The 18,343-nt window shown below is 70.1% G+C and carries 20 protein-coding genes and 3 pseudogenes; 7 read left to right on the plus strand and 16 right to left on the minus strand.

The window, feature by feature from the left end; all coding sequences use genetic code 11:
• The first annotated feature begins 9 nt into the window (after positions 1-9).
• Positions 10-408: a DnaJ family domain-containing protein gene (locus tag QMZ92_RS28415; protein ID WP_283300370.1), complete on the plus strand. Its 399-nt coding sequence runs from the start codon at positions 10-12 to the stop codon at positions 406-408.
• A 252-nt stretch (positions 409-660) separates the two neighbouring features.
• On the opposite strand, the gene QMZ92_RS28420 is transcribed toward QMZ92_RS28415, so the two are convergent.
• Positions 661-1,281: a TetR/AcrR family transcriptional regulator gene (locus QMZ92_RS28420; protein WP_283300371.1), complete on the minus strand. Its 621-nt coding sequence runs from the start codon at positions 1,279-1,281 to the stop codon at positions 661-663.
• 422 nt (positions 1,282-1,703) lie between these two features.
• Here QMZ92_RS28420 and QMZ92_RS36550 point away from each other — a divergent pair.
• From QMZ92_RS36550 to QMZ92_RS28435, 3 pseudogenes are all read left to right on the plus strand, one after another.
• A pseudogene (locus QMZ92_RS36550) lies at positions 1,704-1,844 on the plus strand (IS110 family transposase); the annotation flags it as partial.
• 166 nt (positions 1,845-2,010) lie between these two features.
• A pseudogene (locus QMZ92_RS36555) lies at positions 2,011-2,277 on the plus strand (IS110 family transposase); the annotation flags it as partial.
• A 139-nt stretch (positions 2,278-2,416) separates the two neighbouring features.
• Positions 2,417-3,262, plus strand: a pseudogene (locus QMZ92_RS28435) (IS110 family RNA-guided transposase); the annotation flags it as partial.
• Between the two features lie 36 nt (positions 3,263-3,298).
• Here QMZ92_RS28435 and QMZ92_RS36560 read toward each other — a convergent pair.
• The 7 genes from QMZ92_RS36560 to QMZ92_RS28465 form a co-directional block, all read right to left on the minus strand.
• The gene (locus QMZ92_RS36560; protein WP_106430099.1) at positions 3,299-3,373 is read right to left on the minus strand and encodes a 50S ribosomal protein bL37; all 75 of its coding nucleotides are present in this window, start codon (positions 3,371-3,373) and stop codon (positions 3,299-3,301) included.
• Positions 3,374-3,512: 139 nt separating this feature from the next.
• Positions 3,513-4,844, minus strand: a complete 1,332-nt coding sequence (locus tag QMZ92_RS28440; protein ID WP_283300372.1) for a dicarboxylate/amino acid:cation symporter — start codon at positions 4,842-4,844, stop codon at positions 3,513-3,515.
• A gap of 451 nt (positions 4,845-5,295) precedes the next feature.
• Positions 5,296-5,586: a DUF4229 domain-containing protein gene (locus QMZ92_RS28445; RefSeq protein ID WP_138053752.1), complete on the minus strand. Its 291-nt coding sequence runs from the start codon at positions 5,584-5,586 to the stop codon at positions 5,296-5,298.
• Positions 5,587-5,692: 106 nt separating this feature from the next.
• Positions 5,693-6,217: a GNAT family N-acetyltransferase gene (locus tag QMZ92_RS28450; protein ID WP_283300373.1), complete on the minus strand. Its 525-nt coding sequence runs from the start codon at positions 6,215-6,217 to the stop codon at positions 5,693-5,695.
• 141 nt (positions 6,218-6,358) lie between these two features.
• The gene (mqnE, locus tag QMZ92_RS28455) at positions 6,359-7,522 is read right to left on the minus strand and encodes an aminofutalosine synthase MqnE (protein WP_283300374.1); all 1,164 of its coding nucleotides are present in this window, start codon (positions 7,520-7,522) and stop codon (positions 6,359-6,361) included.
• A gap of 259 nt (positions 7,523-7,781) precedes the next feature.
• Positions 7,782-8,243 (minus strand): Lrp/AsnC family transcriptional regulator, encoded by a 462-nt coding sequence (locus tag QMZ92_RS28460; RefSeq protein WP_283300375.1) that lies wholly within the window; start codon positions 8,241-8,243, stop codon positions 7,782-7,784.
• A 157-nt stretch (positions 8,244-8,400) separates the two neighbouring features.
• Complete coding sequence (locus tag QMZ92_RS28465) at positions 8,401-9,066, minus strand: UbiX family flavin prenyltransferase (protein WP_283300377.1); 666 nt, start codon at positions 9,064-9,066, stop codon at positions 8,401-8,403.
• 92 nt (positions 9,067-9,158) lie between these two features.
• Here QMZ92_RS28465 and QMZ92_RS28470 point away from each other — a divergent pair, with 92 nt between their 5' ends.
• Complete coding sequence (locus QMZ92_RS28470) at positions 9,159-9,758, plus strand: rhomboid family intramembrane serine protease (protein ID WP_283300378.1); 600 nt, start codon at positions 9,159-9,161, stop codon at positions 9,756-9,758.
• 9 nt (positions 9,759-9,767) lie between these two features.
• Here QMZ92_RS28470 and QMZ92_RS28475 read toward each other — a convergent pair whose 3' ends face one another.
• The 3 genes from QMZ92_RS28475 to QMZ92_RS28485 are packed head-to-tail and all read right to left on the minus strand — an operon-like array spanning position 9,768 to position 12,531.
• A complete protein-coding gene (locus tag QMZ92_RS28475) occupies positions 9,768-10,157 on the minus strand; it encodes a hypothetical protein (protein WP_283300379.1) in 390 nt (129 codons plus the stop codon).
• A gap of 23 nt (positions 10,158-10,180) precedes the next feature.
• Positions 10,181-11,083, minus strand: a complete 903-nt coding sequence (gene mqnP, locus QMZ92_RS28480; RefSeq protein WP_283300380.1) for a menaquinone biosynthesis prenyltransferase MqnP — start codon at positions 11,081-11,083, stop codon at positions 10,181-10,183.
• Positions 11,080-12,531: a menaquinone biosynthesis decarboxylase gene (locus QMZ92_RS28485; protein ID WP_283300381.1), complete on the minus strand. Its 1,452-nt coding sequence runs from the start codon at positions 12,529-12,531 to the stop codon at positions 11,080-11,082. The genes mqnP and QMZ92_RS28485 overlap by 4 nt, the downstream gene beginning before the upstream one ends.
• Before the next feature lie 85 nt (positions 12,532-12,616).
• On the opposite strand from QMZ92_RS28485, the gene QMZ92_RS28490 reads away from it, so the two are divergent.
• Complete coding sequence (locus QMZ92_RS28490) at positions 12,617-12,943, plus strand: PLD nuclease N-terminal domain-containing protein (protein WP_349307773.1); 327 nt, start codon at positions 12,617-12,619, stop codon at positions 12,941-12,943.
• Positions 12,944-12,962: 19 nt separating this feature from the next.
• A complete protein-coding gene (locus QMZ92_RS28495; RefSeq protein ID WP_283300382.1) occupies positions 12,963-13,418 on the plus strand; it encodes a nucleoside deaminase in 456 nt (151 codons plus the stop codon).
• Between the two features lie 31 nt (positions 13,419-13,449).
• On the opposite strand, the gene QMZ92_RS28500 is transcribed toward QMZ92_RS28495, so the two are convergent.
• From QMZ92_RS28500 to QMZ92_RS28520, 5 genes are all read right to left on the minus strand, one after another.
• Positions 13,450-13,980: an SRPBCC domain-containing protein gene (locus QMZ92_RS28500; protein WP_283300383.1), complete on the minus strand. Its 531-nt coding sequence runs from the start codon at positions 13,978-13,980 to the stop codon at positions 13,450-13,452.
• A gap of 102 nt (positions 13,981-14,082) precedes the next feature.
• Positions 14,083-15,162, minus strand: coding sequence for a c-type cytochrome biogenesis protein CcsB (gene ccsB / locus QMZ92_RS28505; protein ID WP_283300384.1), 1,080 nt, complete (start codon positions 15,160-15,162; stop codon positions 14,083-14,085).
• Positions 15,159-16,922 carry a cytochrome c biogenesis protein ResB gene (gene resB / locus QMZ92_RS28510; RefSeq protein ID WP_283300385.1) on the minus strand — a complete coding sequence of 588 codons (1,764 nt, stop codon included), beginning with the start codon at positions 16,920-16,922 and terminating at the stop codon, positions 15,159-15,161. The genes ccsB and resB overlap by 4 nt, the downstream gene beginning before the upstream one ends.
• A gap of 3 nt (positions 16,923-16,925) precedes the next feature.
• Positions 16,926-17,666 (minus strand): cytochrome c biogenesis CcdA family protein, encoded by a 741-nt coding sequence (locus QMZ92_RS28515; protein WP_283300386.1) that lies wholly within the window; start codon positions 17,664-17,666, stop codon positions 16,926-16,928.
• Positions 17,667-17,668: 2 nt separating this feature from the next.
• Positions 17,669-18,271, minus strand: coding sequence for a TlpA family protein disulfide reductase (locus QMZ92_RS28520; RefSeq protein WP_283300387.1), 603 nt, complete (start codon positions 18,269-18,271; stop codon positions 17,669-17,671).
• Positions 18,272-18,343 lie beyond the last annotated feature (72 nt).

Consider the following 18,343-nt stretch of genomic DNA (forward strand, 5'->3'; position numbering starts at 1 on the left):
CTGGGAGGCATGACGGAGCGCAAACCCCCGGGCGTCAGTTTCGAATCGTGGGTGGACAAGCAGATCCGCGACGCGCGGGAGCGCGGAGAGTTCGAGGATCTGCCGGGCCTCGGCAAGCCCCTGCCCGACGACCTCGCGCCGTACGACGAGCTGTGGTGGGTCAAGGGCAAGATGCACGAGGAAGGCATCGCCGTCCTTCCTCCCGCCCTCGCCCTGCGCAAGGAGGCCGAGGACGCACTGGAGAAGGCGTACCGCGCGCCCTCGGCTGCCGCGGTGCGCCGGATCATCACGGAGATCAACGAGAAGATCACCACGATGCTCCTGATGCCGCCCCCGGGCCCGCCGCTCGGACGCAGGCCGTACGACCTGGACGACGTCCTGCGGGAGTGGCGGCTCCGGCAGGGCTGACGGCCCCGGCCCGCGGGGCTGGGGCCCGCGACATCGAACCTCGTACCTCGCACGGCCCACTGGGGCGCACCCCTGCTCCTCCCAGGACGGGAGCGTGGCGAGGGCCGGCACCGGTGCCGCCTCCCGGAGCCGACGGCACCGCTGCCGCTTCCCGGAACCGTCGCGCAGGCCGCCGGCGGAACGGGCGACGCGAACCGGGCCGGCGGACTCGTCGAGCTGCGCGGTACCGGCCACGAGGGCCGGGGGGGCGCCTCATCGGGCGGACGGCGACCAGCGTTCGCCCTTCATGAGGTTGCCCAGACCTTCCCAGGCGAAGTTCATCAGCGTCGCCGCCGCGTCCCGCGCGGAGACGCCAGATGTGTCGTTGGCCCACCCGGCCAACGACTCCGCGGCGCCGACCAGGGCCTGAGCGAGCCCCGCCACATCCTTGCCGGCAAGTTCGCCGCCCCCTCGGGTCCCGCGCGCCGCGTCCCCGATCAGCCCCGTCACGAACGCCACGATCTCGTCCCGCATCACCGCCGCCTCGGCGGCGAACGGCTCGCCGTGCGTACGGGCCTGCCGGTGCAGCACTGCCCACGCGTCCGGGTGCTCGGCCGTGTGCCGGAAGAAGGCGGCGAGGCCCTCCCACAGCTGCCGGTCCGGCGGCAGCCCCGGGTCGACCGCCGCCCGCACGGCCGCGACCAGCGCCGCGGACTCCCGGCGGATGCAGGCCGTGAAGAGGTCTTCCTTTGAATTCAGGTAGAGGTAGACGAGCGGTTTGGACACGCCCGCGAGCTCGGCGATCTCGTCCATCGACGCCGCGCGGTACCCCCGTTGCCCGAAGGTCTGTACTGCAGCGTCGAGCATCTGCCGCTCCCGTATGGCACGCGGCATCCGCTTGCTCCTACCCGCACCATCCACGTCAGACGTCCTCCCCGCCCTGCCCACCGATCTACCGTTCGGTAAGCCTAAGGCCCGCCGCCGGGCGGAAACGCCGAGGACCGGTCCGCACGGTGCGCGGACCGGTCCTCGGGCGAACCGCGCCGGATCGGCGCGGGCGGCCAGTGCGTCAGGGGTCAGTAATCCGGTCGCCTGACGGCGACACCCTGTGTGCGTGAAAATCGGTGCGTGGTCGTCCGGCGGACGTCGTGACGCCTTGGCGCGTTCCGAGCCCGTGGGTCAGTAGGACGCTGGGGGTCCACCGACAGGCACCCGGATGTGTTGCTCCGAGCACGTGAATCAGACTCTTCCGCCTGCCGGACCCCCGCCGGACGGTCGCGTGCTCGCGGCCGATACCAGGAGGGGGTGCCGACGGGATGGAAGTGATCCACGAACGCTGCGCGGGGATCGACATCAGCAAGGTCGACGTGAAGGTGTGCATCCGCGTGCCCAGTGGCACCGGCAAGAGGCGCCGCAGTGAGGTGCGGACCTTCTCCGCGGTGACCTCGGGGCTGCTGGCGATGCGGGACTGGCTGCTCGCCGAAGGCATCACCGTGGTCGGCATGGAAGCCACCGGCGTGTACTGGAAGCCGGTGTTCTACCTGCTGGAACACGACATGGAGTGCTGGCTGCTCAACGCCCGGCACATGAAGTCGGTGCCCGGCCGCAAGACCGACGNTGGCGATGCGGGACTGGCTGCTCGCCGAAGGCATCACCGTGGTCGGCATGGAAGCCACCGGCGTGTACTGGAAGCCGGTGTTCTACCTGCTGGAACACGACATGGAGTGCTGGCTGCTCAACGCCCGGCACATGAAGTCGGTGCCCGGCCGCAAGACCGACGTGAAGGACTCCGAGTGGATCGCCAAGCTTGTCGAACACGGCCTCGTCCGCCCCTCGTTCGTGCCCCCGGAGCCGATCCGGCAGCTGCGGGACGTCACCCGCTACCGCACCGAGATCGTCCGCGAACGCACCCGGGAGACCCAGCGGCTGGAGAAGCTGCTGGAGGACACCGGCATCAAACTGTCCGCCACCGTCTCCAACATCCTCGGCGTCTCCGGCCGCGCGATGCTCGAGGCGCTGATCGCCGGNCACCCGCTACCGCACCGAGATCGTCCGCGAACGCACCCGGGAGACCCAGCGGCTGGAGAAGCTGCTGGAGGACACCGGCATCAAACTGTCCGCCACCGTCTCCAACATCCTCGGCGTCTCCGGCCGCGCGATGCTCGAGGCGCTGATCGCCGGTGAACGCGACCCCCACGTGCTCGCCGACCTGGCCAAAGGCAGCATGCGCCGCAAGACCGACGCCCTCGTCGAGGCCCTGACCGGCAACTTCACCGCCCACCACGCCTTCCTGGCCCGGGCGATGCTGGACCGGATCGACGCCTGCACCGCCACCGAGACCCACTTGAGCGGGCACATCGAGGTGATGCTGCAGCCCTTTCGCCGCCGCATCGAACTCCTCGTGACCATCCCCGGCGTCGACACCCGGGCCGCACAGGTGATCCTCGCCGAGATCGGCGCCGACATCACCCGCTTCCCCAGCGCGGCCGACCTGGCCTCCTGGGCCGGCGTCTGCCCGGGCAACCACCAGTCCGGCGGCAGAACCGGCAGCGGCAAGACCCGCCACGGCGACCCCTGGCTCAAGGCCGCCCTCGGCCAGGCCGCCGTCAGCGCCGCGCGGACCAAGGACACCTACCTCGCCGCCCGCTACCGACGCATCGCCGCCCGCCGCGGCAAGAAGAGAGCCCTCGTCGCCGTCGAACACTCGATCCTCACCGCCGTATGGCACATGTTCACCCACGACGCCGAATACGCCGACCTCGGCGGCCAGTACTTCATCGAACGCACCGGCCGGGCCAGGCAGACCCGACGCCTGGTGAGCCAGCTCAACCAACTCGGCTACCAAGTCACCCTCCAAACAGAAGGAGCTGCCTGACCAGCGGCTACGGACACGGAACGGGGGATTTTCGAATCAGGCGTTGGGGCGCTTGCCGTGGTTCGCCTTCCTCTTCTTCCTGGCCCGCCGCTTGTTGCCTCGCTTCGACATGGTGCGAATCTCCCGCTTCCGGACGAAAACGATGATCTTGTCAGTCTAGGGCGGGCACTCCGGCTCCGCACCCACGGCCCGCCGACGGGCACGGCACCGCCCGTCGGGACGGCTTCGGCACCGGACGGAGGTGACGGCGTCACGCGGCGGCGGGGACGGCCGCCTTCCGCCCGGGCTCGCGCACCTCGACGTCGTCCACCGGGGAGGACGAGGCCGAGTCGTACGCGTCACGGTCGAGGATCTTCTCGCGGGCCGCGACGATCACCGGGACCACAGCCTGACCTGCCACGTTCGTCGCAGTACGGATCATGTCCAGGATCGGGTCGATCGCCATCAGCAGACCCACGCCCTCCAGCGGGAGGCCCAGCGTGGAGAGGGTCAGCGTCAGCATGACCGTCGCTCCCGTGAGCCCCGCGGTGGCGGCGGACCCGACGACCGAGACGAAGGCGATGAGCAGGTAGTCCTGGACGCCGAGCTGCACGTCGAAGATCTGCGCGATGAAGATCGCGGCGAGCGCCGGGTAGATGGCGGCGCAGCCGTCCATCTTGGTCGTCGCACCGAACGGCACGGCGAAGGAGGTGTACTCCTTCGGGACGCCGAGGCGTTCGGTGACCTTCTGGGTGACCGGCATGGTGCCGACCGAGGAGCGGGAGACGAAGGCGAGCTGGATGGCCGGCCAGGCTCCCCTGAAGAACTGCAGCGGGTTGACCTTGGCGACCGTCGCCAGCAGCAGCGGGTACACAACGAACATGACCAGCGCGCAGCCGATGTAGACGTCGGCCGTGAAGGTCGCGTACTTGCCGATGAGCTCCCAGCCGTAGTCGGCGATCGCGTGCCCGATGAGACCGACGGTACCGATCGGGGCGAGCCGGATGACCCACCACAGGGCCTTCTGGAGCAGTTCCAGCACGGACTCGCTGAAGGTGAGGATCGGCTGGGCACGGTCACCGAGCTGGAGCGCGGCGACACCGGCGACGGCGGCCATGAAGACGATCTGAAGGACGTTCAGCTCGGTGAAGGGCGTGATGACGTCCGTGGGCACGACTCCGGTGAGGAAGTCGATCCAGGAGCCGGCCTTCTCCGGCTTCTCGCCGTCCTGCTGCGTGAGACCGGTACCCGCACCGGGGTTGGTGAACAGGCCGATCGCGAGGCCGATCGCCACCGCGATCAGCGAGGTGATCATGAACCACAGCAGAGTGCGGCCGGCGAGCCGCGCGGCGTTGTTGACCTTCCGCAGATTGGTGATCGACACCAGGATGGCGAAGAAGACGAGCGGTGCGACGGCCAGCTTCAGCAGCTGGACGAAGATGTCGCCGACCTGCTCCAGGGTCGTGCGGAGCCAGGTGACGTCCTGGCTGCGGGCCAGCCAGCCGAGCAGGACGCCGGTGATCAGACCGGCGACTATCTGGGCCCAGAACGGGACCTTCGGTATGCGGCTGGCGTGGGTGGGCGTCGCGGAGTTCGCGGACACGGACACACTCCGGTGAGGCGTATCGGAAAGGCGGGGACGGGGGTGCGGCACCCGTTCGCTCGGGAGGAGCCGCTGCGTGATGCCGGGTCAGACCGAACGGCAACAGACCGCGGACGCACCGGGGGAGCCCCCGGCACGAGTGCGGCGGGATGCGCGGGGGAGGCGCGGGGCGACATACAGGCGCGTCACGAGCGGGGGGCTCATGACCGTTTCGGGGCACGCTGCTGTCGTCATGGCCCACACGTTAACACTTGAACTTTGAGATCCTCAAAGCCGGACTTTGGGTCAGGATCACGCCATCACACGTCCGGAAACAGCACCGCCCCGGCGCGGGAGCACATGGTCCCGTGCCGGGACGGTGAGGTCCCCGGAGTTCGGTGTTGCGGTGTTTCGGTGTTTCGGTGTGACGAAGGTTACGTCCGCCGGTGGGGCCACCGGACGCCGTCTCGCGCTACCCGACGTCCTCGCGCGTGCGGTTGGCCTCCAGGCGGGTCTTGGCCCGGTCGACCTTCGCGACGATCTGCGCGGACATCGCCTCGCGCTGCTTGCGCAGCAGGACGAAGCTCAGCGGCGCCGAGATCAGGACGGACAGGACGAGCACCCACAGCAGGTTGGAGTCGCCCAGGCCGCGCGGCAGTACGCGCAGGTACACCAGCCCCCACAGGACGAAGAAGCAGCCGGCGAAGACGCCGAGCCGCATGAGGGTGTACCGGAGCGTGGCGCTCGTCTTGCTGTCGGACACGACGGCCCCTTTCCTTCACTGAGTCGCCCGTCCAGTGAAGCACGTCCCGACTGTGGTCTTTTAGGCGGCTCCGGCGGGCCGGGCCCGGACGGCACCCCGGAGAAGATCACACCAGCGGGAGCAGCATCGTGATGTCGTCGCGGTAGTCGCCGTCGGAGACGCGGATCGCGTCGGGCACCCGCCCGACCTCCTTGTAGCCGCACGAGGCGTAGAACCGCTCGAGTCCGGCGCCGCCACGGCAGGTGAGCCGTATCGCGTCGATCCCGCTCATCCCGCGTGCGGCGCCGGCGGCCGCGGCGAGCAGGTCCCGTCCGTACCCCTTGCCCTGGTGCCGGGGGTGCACCATCACCGTGTAGAGCCAGAGCCAGTGGCGCATCAGCCGGTGCGCGTTGAACGTGAGGAACGCGGCGGCCGCGACCTGTCCGTCCTCGTCGAGCCCGACGAGCAGCCGCGACCGCCCCTCGGCCATCGCCACCAGGTGCCGCACCAGTTCGGGCCGCACGTCCTCCGTGCTCACCGGCGGTACGAATCCGACGGCCCCGTCGGCGTTGCTCACGTCGGTCCAGAGCGCCAGGATCCCGTCGCGGAGTGCGGGGTCGACGGGCGGATCGAGCGTGAATTCCAGAGCCATGGCCCGACGATAACAACGCCCCGGCCCCTGCCCGGACGCCCCGGGAAAGGGGCCGGGCACGCCCTCGCGGGCGGGTGGGACCGGGGCGCAACCCCTTCGGGTCCGGCTCCGTGCGGGCCGGATGGTGCGGGGCCGGGTGCGTCAGACGCGCATGGGCTGCGGCGACTCACGGCGGTCGCCGTCGGGGCCGGGGTACTCGCGGATGACCTCGTAGCGGGTGTTCCGCTCGACCGGGCGGAAGCCCGCGTCACGGATGAGCTCCAGCAGGTCGTCGCGCGTCAGCTTGTTCGGCGTGCCGTAGTTGTCCGCGTCATGGGTGATCTTGTACTCGACGACCGAGCCGTCCATGTCGTCCGCGCCGTGCTGCAGCGCCAGTTGCGCGGTCTGCACCCCGTGCATCACCCAGAAGACCTTGACGTGCGGGACGTTGTCGAAGAGCAGCCGGGAGACCGCGAACGTCTTCAGTGCCTCGGCGCCCGTCGCCATCGTCGTGCGGGCCTGGAGCCGGTTGCGGACCTTGCCGTCCTTCATGTCGACGAAGTCGTGCTGGTACCGCAGCGGGATGAAGACCTGGAATCCGCCGGTCTCGTCCTGCAGTTCACGCAGCCGCAGGACGTGGTCCACGCGGTGGCGGGGCTCCTCGATGTGCCCGTACAGCATCGTGGACGGGGTCTTCAGGCCCTTCTCGTGCGCGAGGCGGTGGATCCGGGACCAGTCCTCCCAGTGGGTACGGTGGTCCACGATGTGCTGACGGACCTCCCAGTCGAAGATCTCGGCGCCGCCGCCGGTCAGCGACTCCAGCCCGGCGTCGATGAGTTCGTCCAGGATCTCCGAGGCGGTCAGCCCCGAGATGGTCTCGAAGTGGTGGATCTCGGTCGCGGTGAAGGCCTTCAGTGAGACGTTCGGCAGCGCCTGCTTCAGTTCGCGCAGCGACCGGGGGTAGTAGCGCCAGGGGAGGTTCGGGTGGAGCCCGTTGACGATGTGCAGCTCGGTGAGGTTCTCGCTCTCCATCGCCTTGGCGAGGCGGACGGCCTCCTCGATGCGCATCGTGTACGCGTCCTTCTCACCCGGCTTGCGCTGGAACGAGCAGTACGCGCACGACGCCGTGCAGACGTTCGTCATGTTGAGATGGCGGTTGACGTTGAAGTGAACCACGTCACCGTTCTTGCGCGTACGCACCTCGTGCGCGAGGCCGCCCAGCCAGGCCAGGTCGTCCGACGCGTACAGGGCGATGCCGTCCTCGCGACTCAGCCGCTCGCCGGCCCGGACCTTCTCCTCCAGCTCGCGCTTGAGCCCCGCGTCCATGCGGCCGCCTCCCAGATGTCCTCGTACTGCGCTCGTCCCGGGGCCTTCTCCCGGGAACGCCTCCGGGGTCGCCGGAGGCCCCACCCACGTTACGCCTAAGGGCTGTCCCGCAATCCCCGGGGGACCGGCGCGCGGCGTCGGATGCGGTGCATCGCAAGGCCGAGAGTCGTCCTCATACCGGGTGCATTCGGATGATTCGACACCGCGGCGAGGCGCCGTAACTGTCGTCGCGCGCCCGCCGGGGATTGCGGAACAGCCCTTACCCCTGGACCTCCTCGGGCAGGCCCCCGACCCGGTTCTCCCACTTCGTGGACAGCACGATGGTGGTACGTGTCCGCGAAACGCCCTTCGTCCCCGACAGCCGGCGGATCGTCTTCTCGAGTCCGTCGACGTCGCTGGCGCGGACCTTGAGCATGTACGAGTCGTCGCCCGCGATGAACCAGCAGTCCTCGATCTCCGCCAGGTCGCGCAGCCGGTGCGCCACGTCCTCGTGGTCCGCGGCGTCGGAGAGGGAGATCCCGATCAGCGCGGTGACGCCGAGACCCAGCGAGGCGGCGTCGACCGTCGCCCGGTAGCCGGTGATGACGCCTGCGGCCTCCAGGCGGTTGATGCGGTCGGTGACGGAGGGACCGGAGAGTCCCACGAGCCGGCCGAGCTCGGCGTACGAGGCCCTGCCGTTCTCGCGCAGGGCCTGGATGAGCTGCCTATCCACGGCGTCCATATGCCTGAGCCTTCCATTATTCATCGCTACCGCAATTTTACGTGTGAAATCCAAGGCACGCAGGGTGAACACCCCGCGCTGCCCATGCGTGTCCGAACGATCGGGAACAGGGACGGCCGGTCCCACCGGCCGCCCGGCCCCGTCGCCGGTCGGTCGGCTAGTCGGCCCTGGAGCCCCCCAGCTCTCCCTCCCAGCGGCGGTACAGGTCGTGCACGACGCCCGCCGCGTCCAGCACCCGCCCCGCCACGAAGTCCACCAGGTCCTGGATGTGCGTCGCTCCCGCGTAGAAGGCGGGGGACGCCGGCAGGACCACCGCGCCCGCCTCGTCCAGCGCCACCAGGTGCCGCAGGGTCTGGCCGCCCAGCGGGGTCTCCCGCACGGCCACCACGAGCTTCCGGCGTTCCTTGAGCGTGACGCTCGCCGCCCGTTGGAGCAGGTCCTTGGAGAGCCCGAGCGCCACACCGGCGACGCAGGCGGTGGACGCCGGCACGATCAGCATGCCCTTCACCGGGTACGACCCCGAGGACGGTCCGGCGGCCAGGTCACCGGCCGCCCAGTGGCGCACCTCGCCGACGTCCACCCGGAAGGTCCCGGGCTTGCCGTCCGCGCCGCGCTCCAGCCAGGTGCGCAGATCGTCCTGCCAGCGCGCGTCCCGGAACGCGATCCCCGTCTCGTCGAGCAGGGTGAGCCGCGAGGCCCGCGACACCACCAGGTCGACGCTCTCACCGGCGTCGAGCAGCCCGCGCAGTACGGCTGCGGCGTAGGGAGTCCCGGACGCCCCGGAGACCCCGACAACCCACGGGGTGCGGTTGGCGTCGTTCATGGGATTGAGCCTATCCGGCCACCGGGTGGCGGAACTGAGTCAGGTGCCCCGGACGTTTCCGGGGAGAGACGCGGGAATCACAGGGGGCCACGATGTCGACAGCCTCGCTCGAGCCGAGCCGGACAGACCGGGCGAAGGCGGCCGGCAAGCTGGTGCTTGCCTGGGTGGCCCTGCTGTGGGCGCTGGAGGTGGTCGACCACGCCACGGGCAACAGCCTCGACGCGTACGGGATCACACCGCGCGAGCCCGGTGAACTGGCGGACGTCGTCCCGGCGTCCTTCCTCCACTTCGGCTTCGGCCATCTGGCGTCGAACACCGTCCCGCTGCTGGTCTTCGGCTTCCTCGCCGCGCTCGGCGGCGTCCGCCGGTTCCTGGCCGTCGCCGCGCTGATCATCGTCGCCGACGGCGTCGGCGTCTGGCTGATCTCGCCGCCGGGCTCGATCACGGCGGGCGCGTCCGGTCTCGTCTTCGGCCTCTTCGGCTATCTGTTGGTCCGCGGTTTCGTGGACCGGCGGCCGCTGGACATCGGCGTCGGTCTGCTCGTCGGCGCGATATGGGGCAGTTCGATCCTGCTGGGCCTCTCCCCCGCCAACACGGGCGTGAGCTGGCAGGGGCACCTCATCGGACTGGTGGCGGGCGTGGTGGCGGCCTTCGTGTTCCGCCGCCGCAGGCCGACCCCGATCACCGCCTGACGGGGCCGCTCAGGTCCGGACGCGGGCCGGCGCGGGCGGCGCGCTCAGGCTCCGGACGGGGTCCACGGGGAGTCCTCCCGTGTCCAGGGTGAGCCTTCCGACGCCCGTCTCGACGACCACGTCTTGCCGTACGGGAGCGTGTCCCGGCCGAGATGGCCGTCCGGTCCGGGATTCCACGGCGTCGCTGATGACATCCCACTCGTCGGAGAGCTGGGTTTCCAGGGCATTCCACACCGCCCTGATCGTCTTGGCGCGGCGCGGTGTGACCGGACTCATCACGACGGCACCCTCGACGATCTCCGTCCGGTAGCCCGGGAACATGCCCTCGAGACGGCTGAGCTGCGAGTGCGGACGGTCGATCTCCGAGACGGTGGCGGTCAGATCGGCCTCCCTGTCCAAGCACTCGGTAGGCCGCACGGTATTTACGGGGTGAGGCCCCGAGCACCCAGATCGATCAGGGCGCACACGAACAGGGCAATGCCGATGAAGCCGTTGACGGTGAAGAACGCCCGGTTCAGCCGGGACAGGTCGTGCGGCGTCACGATCGTGTGCTCGTAGACGAACGCGACCGCGACGATCACCAGACCCAGCCAGAGGAAGAGCCCTGCGCCGGAGGCGAGGGCGTACCAGACGAAGAGGGCCGTCGTCACGGCGTGGCAGGCCCGGGCGCCCCACAGAGCCGCCGGGATGCCGAAGCGGGCCGGCACGGACAGCACGCCGTGGGCCCGGTCGGCCTGCACGTCCTGACAGGCGAAGATCAGGTCGAAGCCGCCGATCCACACCCCGACCGCCAGCCCGAGGATCACCGCGTCCCACGACCAGGCGCCCGTCACCGCCAACCAAGCGCCGACGGGCCCCATGGCCTGGGCGAGTCCGAGGATCGCGTGCGGGAAGTTCGTGAAGCGCTTCCCGTACGGATAGACCACCATCGGAACGACCGCGACCGGTGCGAGCGCCAGGCACAGCGGATTGAGCAGGGCGGCGGCGCCGAGGAAGACCACGACGGCGATGCCCGCCCCGGTCCAGGCGGACCGCACCGACACCGCTCCGGTCACCAGTTCACGGCCGGCCGTCCGCGGGTTGCGGGCGTCGATCTCCCGGTCGATGATCCGGTTGCAGGCCATGGCGAACGTCCGAAGGCCCACCATGGCGACGGTGACGAGCAGCAGCGTCACCCAGTCGACGCTCCCCCCGCCCTCGTACATCGCGGTGAGCGCCGCGATGTACGCGAACGGCAGCGCGAAGACCGAATGCTCGATCATCACCAGCCGCAGGAACGCCTTGGTGCGGCCGGGACCCGGCACCGCCGCCGCGGACGCGCTCACAGGCCGTACTCCTTCCACCTGCGGTCGACCAGCGCCGCCGTGTCCGGGTCCGAGAGGACCATCTCCGGCCAGCCTCCGTCCCGGGTGTAGCCCTCCTCGGGCCACTTCCGGGTCGCGTCGATCCCCGCCTTGCCGCCCCAGAACTGCTGGTAGGAGGAATGGTCGAGATGGTCCACGGGCCCCTCGACGACCGTCAGGTCGCGGGAGTAGTCGGTGTTGCCGAGCGCCCGCCACGACACCTCGTGGAGGTCGTGGACGTCGCAGTCGGCGTCCACGACGACGATCAGTTTGGTCAGCGACATCATGTGCGCGCCCCAGATGGCGTGCATGACCTTCTGCGCGTGCTTCGGGTACTTCTTGTCGATCGAGACGATCGCGCAGTTGTGGAAGCCGCCCGACTCGGGCAGGTGGTAGTCCACGATGTCCGGCACGATGATCTTGAGCAGGGGGAGGAAGAAGCGCTCCGTCGCCCGGCCGAGCGGACCGTCCTCCGTCGGCGGCCGTCCCACCACGATCGACTGGAGCAGCGGGCGCCTGCGCATCGTCACGCAGTCGATCGTCAGCGCGGGGAAGTCCTCCTTCGGCGTGTAGAAGCCGGTGTGGTCCCCGAACGGCCCCTCGGGAAGCATCTTTCCCGGCTCCAGCCAGCCCTCCAGAACGACCTCCGCCTGCGCGGGCACCTGGAGCGGCACGGTCTTGCAGTCGACCATCTCGATCCGCCTGCCCTGCACGAAGCCGGCGAACAGGTACTCGTCGATGTCCCCGGGCAGCGGCGCGGTCGAGGCGTACGTCACGGCCGGCGGGCAGCCGAAGGCGATGGCGACCGGCAGCTTCTCACCCCGCCGCGCTGCCACCTGGTAGTGGTTGCGGCTGTCCTTGTGGATCTGCCAGTGCATGCCGATGGTGCGCTTGTCGTGGCGCTGGAGCCGGTAGAGGCCGAGGTTGCGCACCCCGGTGTCCGGGTCCTTGGTGTGGGTGAGGCCCAGGTTGAAGAAGGAGCCGCCGTCGTCGGGCCAGGTGAACAGCGCGGGCAGCCGGTCCAGATCGACCTCGTCACCGCGCAGCACCACCTCCTGCACCGGTGCGTCCTTCACCTTCTTCGGCGGTACGTGCGTCATCGCCCCGAGCTTGCCGAACGCCTCGCGCACCCCGACGAAGCCGTGCGGCAGCTCCGGCTTCAGCAGTCCGCCGATCTTCGTGCTGATCTCGTCGTACGACTTCAGTCCCAGCGCCTTCAGCAGCCGGCGGTCGGTGCCGTACACGTTCATGGCGAGGGGCATCGACGAGCCGCGCACGTTCTCGAAGAGCAGCGCGGGCCCGCCGGACTTCTGGACCCGGTCGACGATCTCCCCGACCTCCAGGTACGGGTCGACTTCGGCCTTGATGCGCTTGAGGTCGCCCTCGCGCTCCAGCGCCCGGAGCAGCGAGCGAAGATCGTCGTAAGCCATGCCGTCCAGTATCGGCCACTCGCTACGCTGGACTCGTCACGGGGGCCGTTCCACGGCCCCGTTCTCCGCACGCAGGGGGCCGCCAATGCTTCGGGTGCTCATGTTCTTGGTGCCGCTGGCGCTCAGCATCTACGCCTTCATCGACTGCATCTCCACGGACGAGAAGGAGATCCGGCACATCCCCAAGCCGCTCTGGGCGATCCTCGTGCTGCTCTTCCCGCTCGTCGGTTCGATCTCCTGGCTGATCGCCGGAAAGGACCGCGGCGCGCCCCGTTCGACGCGACGCGGCGGCTGGGTGGCGCCCGACGACAACCCCGAGTTCCTGAAGTCCCTCGACGACGAGGGCGGCCCCGGGAAGCCCGGGGACCGGGCGAAGGACCCGAAGCGCGACGAGGACCCGGGCACGTCCTGACGACGGGAGGGCCGGGGTCGTGGACCGGGATCTGGCACGGCGGTGGCTGTCCACCGCCTACGAGGAGGCGCGCGCCGGCCGCGCGGAGGGCGGCATCCCGATCGGTGCCGCGCTGTACGGGACGGACGGCTCGCTGCTGGGCCGCGGACGCAACCGCCGGGTCCAGGACGACGATCCCTCGGTGCACGCCGAGACGGACGCGTTCCGCGCCGCGGGGCGTCAGCGGTCGTACCGGGGAACGACGATGGTGACCACCCTCTCCCCCTGCTGGTACTGCGCCGGGCTGGTCCGGCAGTTCGGCATCTCCCGGGTCGTGGTCGGCGAGGCGGAGACGTTCCACGGCGCCCACGGCTGGCTGGCGGCGCACGGCGTGGAGGTCGTGCTCCTGGACGATCCCGCGTGCACGGCGCTGATGAGGGCGTTCGTCGACGGCCGTCCGGACCTGTGGCGCGAGGACATCGGCGACGACGGCTGATCCTCCGCAGGCGCCGTCCCCTGCCGGCAGGTCAGGCGCGGGCGGCGTACTCCGCGCGGAGCTGCTCGAAGCGCTCCGGCGTCCAGGCGGACCAGTCGGCGGGCCGGCCGTCGAGCGCGTCGGACAGGTACTCGAAGTGCTGGTGCCAGCCGGCCAGGTTGTCGAGGCGCCGCCCGTCCGGGCCGGAGAACTCGTTGGTGAAGCGCAGCACGGTGGCGAGCGAGTCGGCGGGGGCCGGCTCCATGTGGAAGCGGATGCGGCCGTGCGCCGCGACGGTGTACTCGGCGACGGCCTCCCAGTCCCAGGCCGTGACCCGCCCGGAGACCACGGCCCCGTCGACGCTCTCGTCCGCGTTCAGCCAACGGAGCGTCACCGCGCCGTCCAGCCGGGGTTCCAGCAGGTCGGCGGCGGCCAGCCACTGCGGCAGGCCCTCGGGGGTCGCCACGGCGGCCCAGACCCGCACGACCGGGTGCGGCAGATGGAGCACGTAGTGCAGGACGTGGACCGGGCCGTCGTCGCCGGCACGGGTCTCGCTGGTGCCGTACGGGATCGCTTCCGTCATGGCACCCAGCGTCGCCCGCGCGGGCCGGGTCCGCTACCGCGTCTCGCCCACTCGGACGCCTGCCGGGACGTCCCCGGGGCGTCCCGGCGCCGGCGCGGCGGCTCAGACCCCCGCGTAGCCGTGGAGGCTGTTCACGAAGAGGTTGACGCCGTAGTAGTTGAAGAGGAAGCAGGCGAAGGCGATCAGCCCGATGTACGCGGCCTTGCGGCCCTTCCAGCCGGCGGTGGCGCGGGCGTGCAGATACGCGGCGTACGCCACCCAGGTGATGAAGGACCAGACCTCCTTGGCGTCCCAGCCCCAGTAGCGGCCCCAGGCGTCGCCCGCCCAGATCGCTCCGGCGATGATCGTGAACGTCCACAGCGGGAAGATCGCGGCGTTGATGCGGTACGCGAACTTGTCCAGGGACGCTGCTGCGGGCAGGCGCTCCAGCACCGAGCGGGCGAAGGAGCCGGGATCGCCGCCGTTGGCGAGCTTGTTCTCGTAGGAGTCCCGGAAGAGGTACAGCAGGGTGGCGACCGCGCCCAGGTAGAAGACCGCACCGCAGAAGATCGCGGTGGAGACGTGGATCCACAGCCAGTACGAGTGCAGGGCCGGGACGAGCTGGTCGCTCTCGGTGTAGAGCCAGGTGACCGCGATGCCCAGGTCCAGCAGGACCGTGGTGACCAGCGGCAGGCCGATCCAGCGCACGTTCTTCCTGGCGAGCAGGAAGCCGAGGTACGCGCCGACCGCCACCGTGGAGAAGGCGGTGGAGAACTCGTACATGTTGCCCCAGGGGGCGCGCTGCACCGAGACCGCGCGGGTGACGACGCCGGCGGCCTCGACCAGGAAGGCGAGGGCGGTCAGCGAGACCGCGATCCGGCCGTACATGTCGCCCTGCTGGTCGCCGCCGGCCGCGCCGGGGCCGTCGGGCACGTCCCGGGCACCCGCCGACGACCGGGTGACGACCTTGGGGCGCTCCAGGACCGCGGTCCCGCCGCCCTTGCGGGCGACCCGGACCTTCGGTGCGGTGGACGCGCCGTCCGCCGTGAGCGCGGCGGCGGTGCGACCGACCTTGCTGCGGCTGCCGAACGTCCACTCGGCGATGTGCGCGAGGAAGGCCAGGGTGTACACGGCCATGGCCGAGTAGATCAGCACGTTGCTGAACTCGGCGAGGCTCTCGTTGTTGGCGGCGGCGAGATTCACTTCTCAGCCCCTTCGGAGGGAACAGCTTCGGCAGGTTCGGGATCGGGCGCGGTCGGCGCCTCGGCGTTGAGCGACGCGGCCAGTTCGGCCAGTTCCTCGGGGAGCCGGGCGGACTCGCTCCGGCCCAGTCCCGCCATCTCGACGACGGTGACGCCGTCCTCACCGCGCACGGCACGCACCCACACGCGGCGGCGCTGGATGAACAGGGAGCCGACGAGTCCGGTGATCGCGGCGACGGCACCGGCGAGGGCGAGTCCGTTGCCCGACTGCTGGGAGATCTGGAAGCTCGCCCACTCCTTGATCTCCTTCTCGAAGGTGATCGAGCCGGCGCCGCCGGGGAGCTTCATCGTCTCGCCGGGCAGCAGGGTCTGCTTGAACACCTCGCCCTTGCCGTCCTTGAAGGGCTCCATCTTGCGGGTGTCCAGCTGGTACACGTTCTGCGGGACACCCGAGTCGACGCCGAGACTGCCGTGGTACGCGCTGAGGTTGAGCGCCGGGAAGACCAGCGCCGGGAACTGCGAGAACATCTGGCCGCGGCCCTTGCCGGCGTAGGTGGGCACGAAGAACGCCGGGAAGCCGAGCTGTTCCTTCCGCCCGTCCTTGTTCCGGTAGCCGTCCAACACCTTGATGACGCCGGTGGAACTGACGTTGTTGTCGACGGGCAGCAGCGGCACGGCGGCCTGGTGGACGATCTGGCCCCTGCCGTCGCGGACGGTGACGACGGGCGCGTAGCCGTGGGCGAGCAGATAGACCTTGGAACCGTCGATCTCCAGCGGCTCGTTCACCCGGATGACGGCCTTCTGCTCCTTGCCCTCGGCGCCCTCGGCGTAGGTCACCGCCGCCTCGTAGGTGCGGGCCGTGCCCTTCTGGGGGCCGCTGGGCTCGTACGTGCCCGTGAACTGGTCCAGGGTGAAGTGGAACGGAGGCAGGTCCTCGATGTCGAACAACGACCCGGACTTGAAGTCGTCGTACTGGGTGAGGGTGTTCGCGAAGCCGTCGCCCTCGACGATCAGCTTGCCGCCCTCGGACTTGAAGAGCTGCCCGGCGGCGAAGGCCACGAGCATCACGATCAGGGCGACGTGGAAGAGGAGGTTGCCGACCTCGCGGAGGTAGCCCTTCTCGGACGCCACGGCGTCCCCGGCGGCATGGGCCCTGAACCGCCGCTTCCTGAGCAGCGCGAGGGCGGCCTCGCGGACCGCCTCGGGCTCGGCCCCGGTGCGCCACGTGGTGTACACGGGCAGCCGGGTGAGGCGCTTGGGCGCACCCGGCGGACGGCCGCGCAGCTGGCCGGCGAACTGCCAGGTCCTGGGCACGATGCAGCCGATCAGCGAGACGAACAGCAGGATGTAGATCGCGGAGAACCACACCGAGCTGTAGACGTCGAAGAGCTGGAGCTTCTCGAAGACCGGTGTCCAGAACTCGTTGTTCGTCTTCCAGGTGCGGACCTTCACCTCGTCCACGCTGTTCTGCGGGATGAGGGATCCGGGGATCGCGCCCAGCGAGAGCAGGAAGAGCAGGATCAGCGCCACCCGCATGGAGGTCAGCTGGCGCCAGAACCAGCGGATCCAGCCGGCCGTCTCGCGGATGCCCCAGGCGAGCGCGCCGACGAGGCCCGGCGCGCGCCGTCCGCCGAAGGAGCCGGGCACGGCCCGCTCCCGCGGGGCGGTGGACAGCTGCTCACCCGCCCTGCCGAGGTCCCCGGCATCCTGCCCGGCCCGTGCGGCGTCGGTGCTCGCCGTCGTCGTGTCGGTCTTGCCCATCGATCAGATCCCCACCTGGAAGCCACTGGACCAGCTCTGCATCTCCTGCACGAGGATGTCCCACACGCCTGTGAGCAGCAGCACGCCGGTCGCGATCATCATGCCGCCGCCGATCCGCATCACCCAGGCGTAGTGCCGCTTGACCCAGCCGAACGCACCGAGGGCCTTGCGGAAGGCGATGGCCGCGAGCACGAACGGCAGTCCGAGGCCGAGGCAGTACGCGGCGGTCAGCAGCGCCCCCCGGCCGGCGCTGCCCTGCTGAGCGGAGAGGAACGTCACCGAGGCGAGGGTCGGGCCGATGCACGGGGTCCAGCCGATGCCGAAGAGCGCGCCCAGGACCGGCGCCCCCACGAGTCCCGTCGCGGGCCGCTTGTGAAAGCGGAACTCGCGCTGGGTGAGGAAGGGCATCAGGCCCATGAAGAACACGCCCATCACGATCATCAGGACGCCGAGGGCCGTGGTGAGGACTTCGCGGTGCTCCTGGAGGGTCCAGCCGAAGAAGCCGAAGAGGGCCCCTCCGGAGACGAAGACGGCCGAGAAGCCGAGCACGAAGAGCGCGGCCCCGGAGGCCATCCGTCCCTTGCGGGCCTCCGCCAGATCGGTGCCGGTGACGCCGGTCACGTAGGACAGGTAGCCCGGGACCAGCGGCAGTACGCAGGGGGAGAAGAAGGACACCAGGCCCGCCAGGACGGCGACGGGAAGCGCGAGCAACATCGCGCCGCTCATGACCGTCTCGTTCTGCATCCCTACTTCTCCGCGACCACGGGGTCGATCATGGAGCGGAGCTGCTTGTCGTCCAGTGCCGTCAGGGCGCGGGCCGCGATCTTCCCCTCACGGTCGATGACGATCGTGCTCGGGATCGCCTGCGGGTTGAGGCTGCCCTTGGGGAACTTCAGGATCAGCTTGCCGATGGGGTCGTGGAAGCTCGGGTACCGGACGTCGTAGTCCTTCTCGAAGGCGAGCGCCGGGCCGGTCTGCGGGTCGCGGGTGTTGATCCCGACGAACTCCACACCCTTGCTCCGGGTCTCCTCGGCGATCCTGGTCAGATAGGGCGCCTCGGCGCGGCAGGGCGCGCACCACGAGCCCCAGAGGTTCAGCACGACGACCTTGCCCTTGTAGTCGGCCAGATCGAGCGGCTTGCCCGTGATGTCCTTGCCGGACAGCTGGGGGGCCGCCATGCGCTCGCCCTTGGGGACGGTGGAGATCCCGCCCGTGCCGGTGACGAAGTTGGTGTCACCGCCGCCCCCGGACCTGCCGTTGGCGTCACCGGTGCACGCCGACAGCGTGAGCGCGGCGGCGAGCGCGCCGACGGCGAGCAGGGTGCGTCGAGAGGCGGGAGCAGATGTCATGTGAAAAGTTTCGCATGAGGGTTCAGGGGATCTTGGCCGCCCCCCTGGCTGCCCGTAACGCCCCTTGTCAAG

The sequence above is a fragment of the Streptomyces sp. HNM0645 genome (genome assembly GCF_030056615.1).
GTDB lineage: Bacteria > Actinomycetota > Actinomycetes > Streptomycetales > Streptomycetaceae > Streptomyces > Streptomyces marianii.

Excerpts from the sequence above, each read along its gene's own strand:
- QMZ92_RS28420 (WP_283300371.1), bottom strand. The coding sequence starts at position 1,281 with ATGCCGCGTGCCATACGGGAGCGGCAGATGCTCGACGCTGCAGTACAG.
- QMZ92_RS28465 (WP_283300377.1), bottom strand. The coding sequence starts at position 9,066 with ATGAACGACGCCAACCGCACCCCGTGGGTTGTCGGGGTCTCCGGGGCG.
- QMZ92_RS28415 (WP_283300370.1), top strand. The coding sequence starts at position 10 with ATGACGGAGCGCAAACCCCCGGGCGTCAGTTTCGAATCGTGGGTGGAC.
- QMZ92_RS28450 (WP_283300373.1), bottom strand. The coding sequence starts at position 6,217 with ATGGCTCTGGAATTCACGCTCGATCCGCCCGTCGACCCCGCACTCCGC.
- QMZ92_RS28485 (WP_283300381.1), bottom strand. The coding sequence starts at position 12,531 with ATGGCTTACGACGATCTTCGCTCGCTGCTCCGGGCGCTGGAGCGCGAG.
- mqnE (WP_283300374.1), bottom strand. The coding sequence starts at position 7,522 with ATGGACGCGGGGCTCAAGCGCGAGCTGGAGGAGAAGGTCCGGGCCGGC.
- QMZ92_RS28460 (WP_283300375.1), bottom strand. The coding sequence starts at position 8,243 with ATGGACGCCGTGGATAGGCAGCTCATCCAGGCCCTGCGCGAGAACGGC.
- QMZ92_RS28500 (WP_283300383.1), bottom strand. The coding sequence starts at position 13,980 with ATGACGGAAGCGATCCCGTACGGCACCAGCGAGACCCGTGCCGGCGAC.
- resB (WP_283300385.1), bottom strand. The coding sequence starts at position 16,922 with ATGGGCAAGACCGACACGACGACGGCGAGCACCGACGCCGCACGGGCC.
- QMZ92_RS28520 (WP_283300387.1), bottom strand. The coding sequence starts at position 18,271 with ATGACATCTGCTCCCGCCTCTCGACGCACCCTGCTCGCCGTCGGCGCG.
- QMZ92_RS28515 (WP_283300386.1), bottom strand. The coding sequence starts at position 17,666 with ATGCAGAACGAGACGGTCATGAGCGGCGCGATGTTGCTCGCGCTTCCC.
- QMZ92_RS28490 (WP_349307773.1), top strand. The coding sequence starts at position 12,617 with ATGCTTCGGGTGCTCATGTTCTTGGTGCCGCTGGCGCTCAGCATCTAC.
- QMZ92_RS28470 (WP_283300378.1), top strand. The coding sequence starts at position 9,159 with ATGTCGACAGCCTCGCTCGAGCCGAGCCGGACAGACCGGGCGAAGGCG.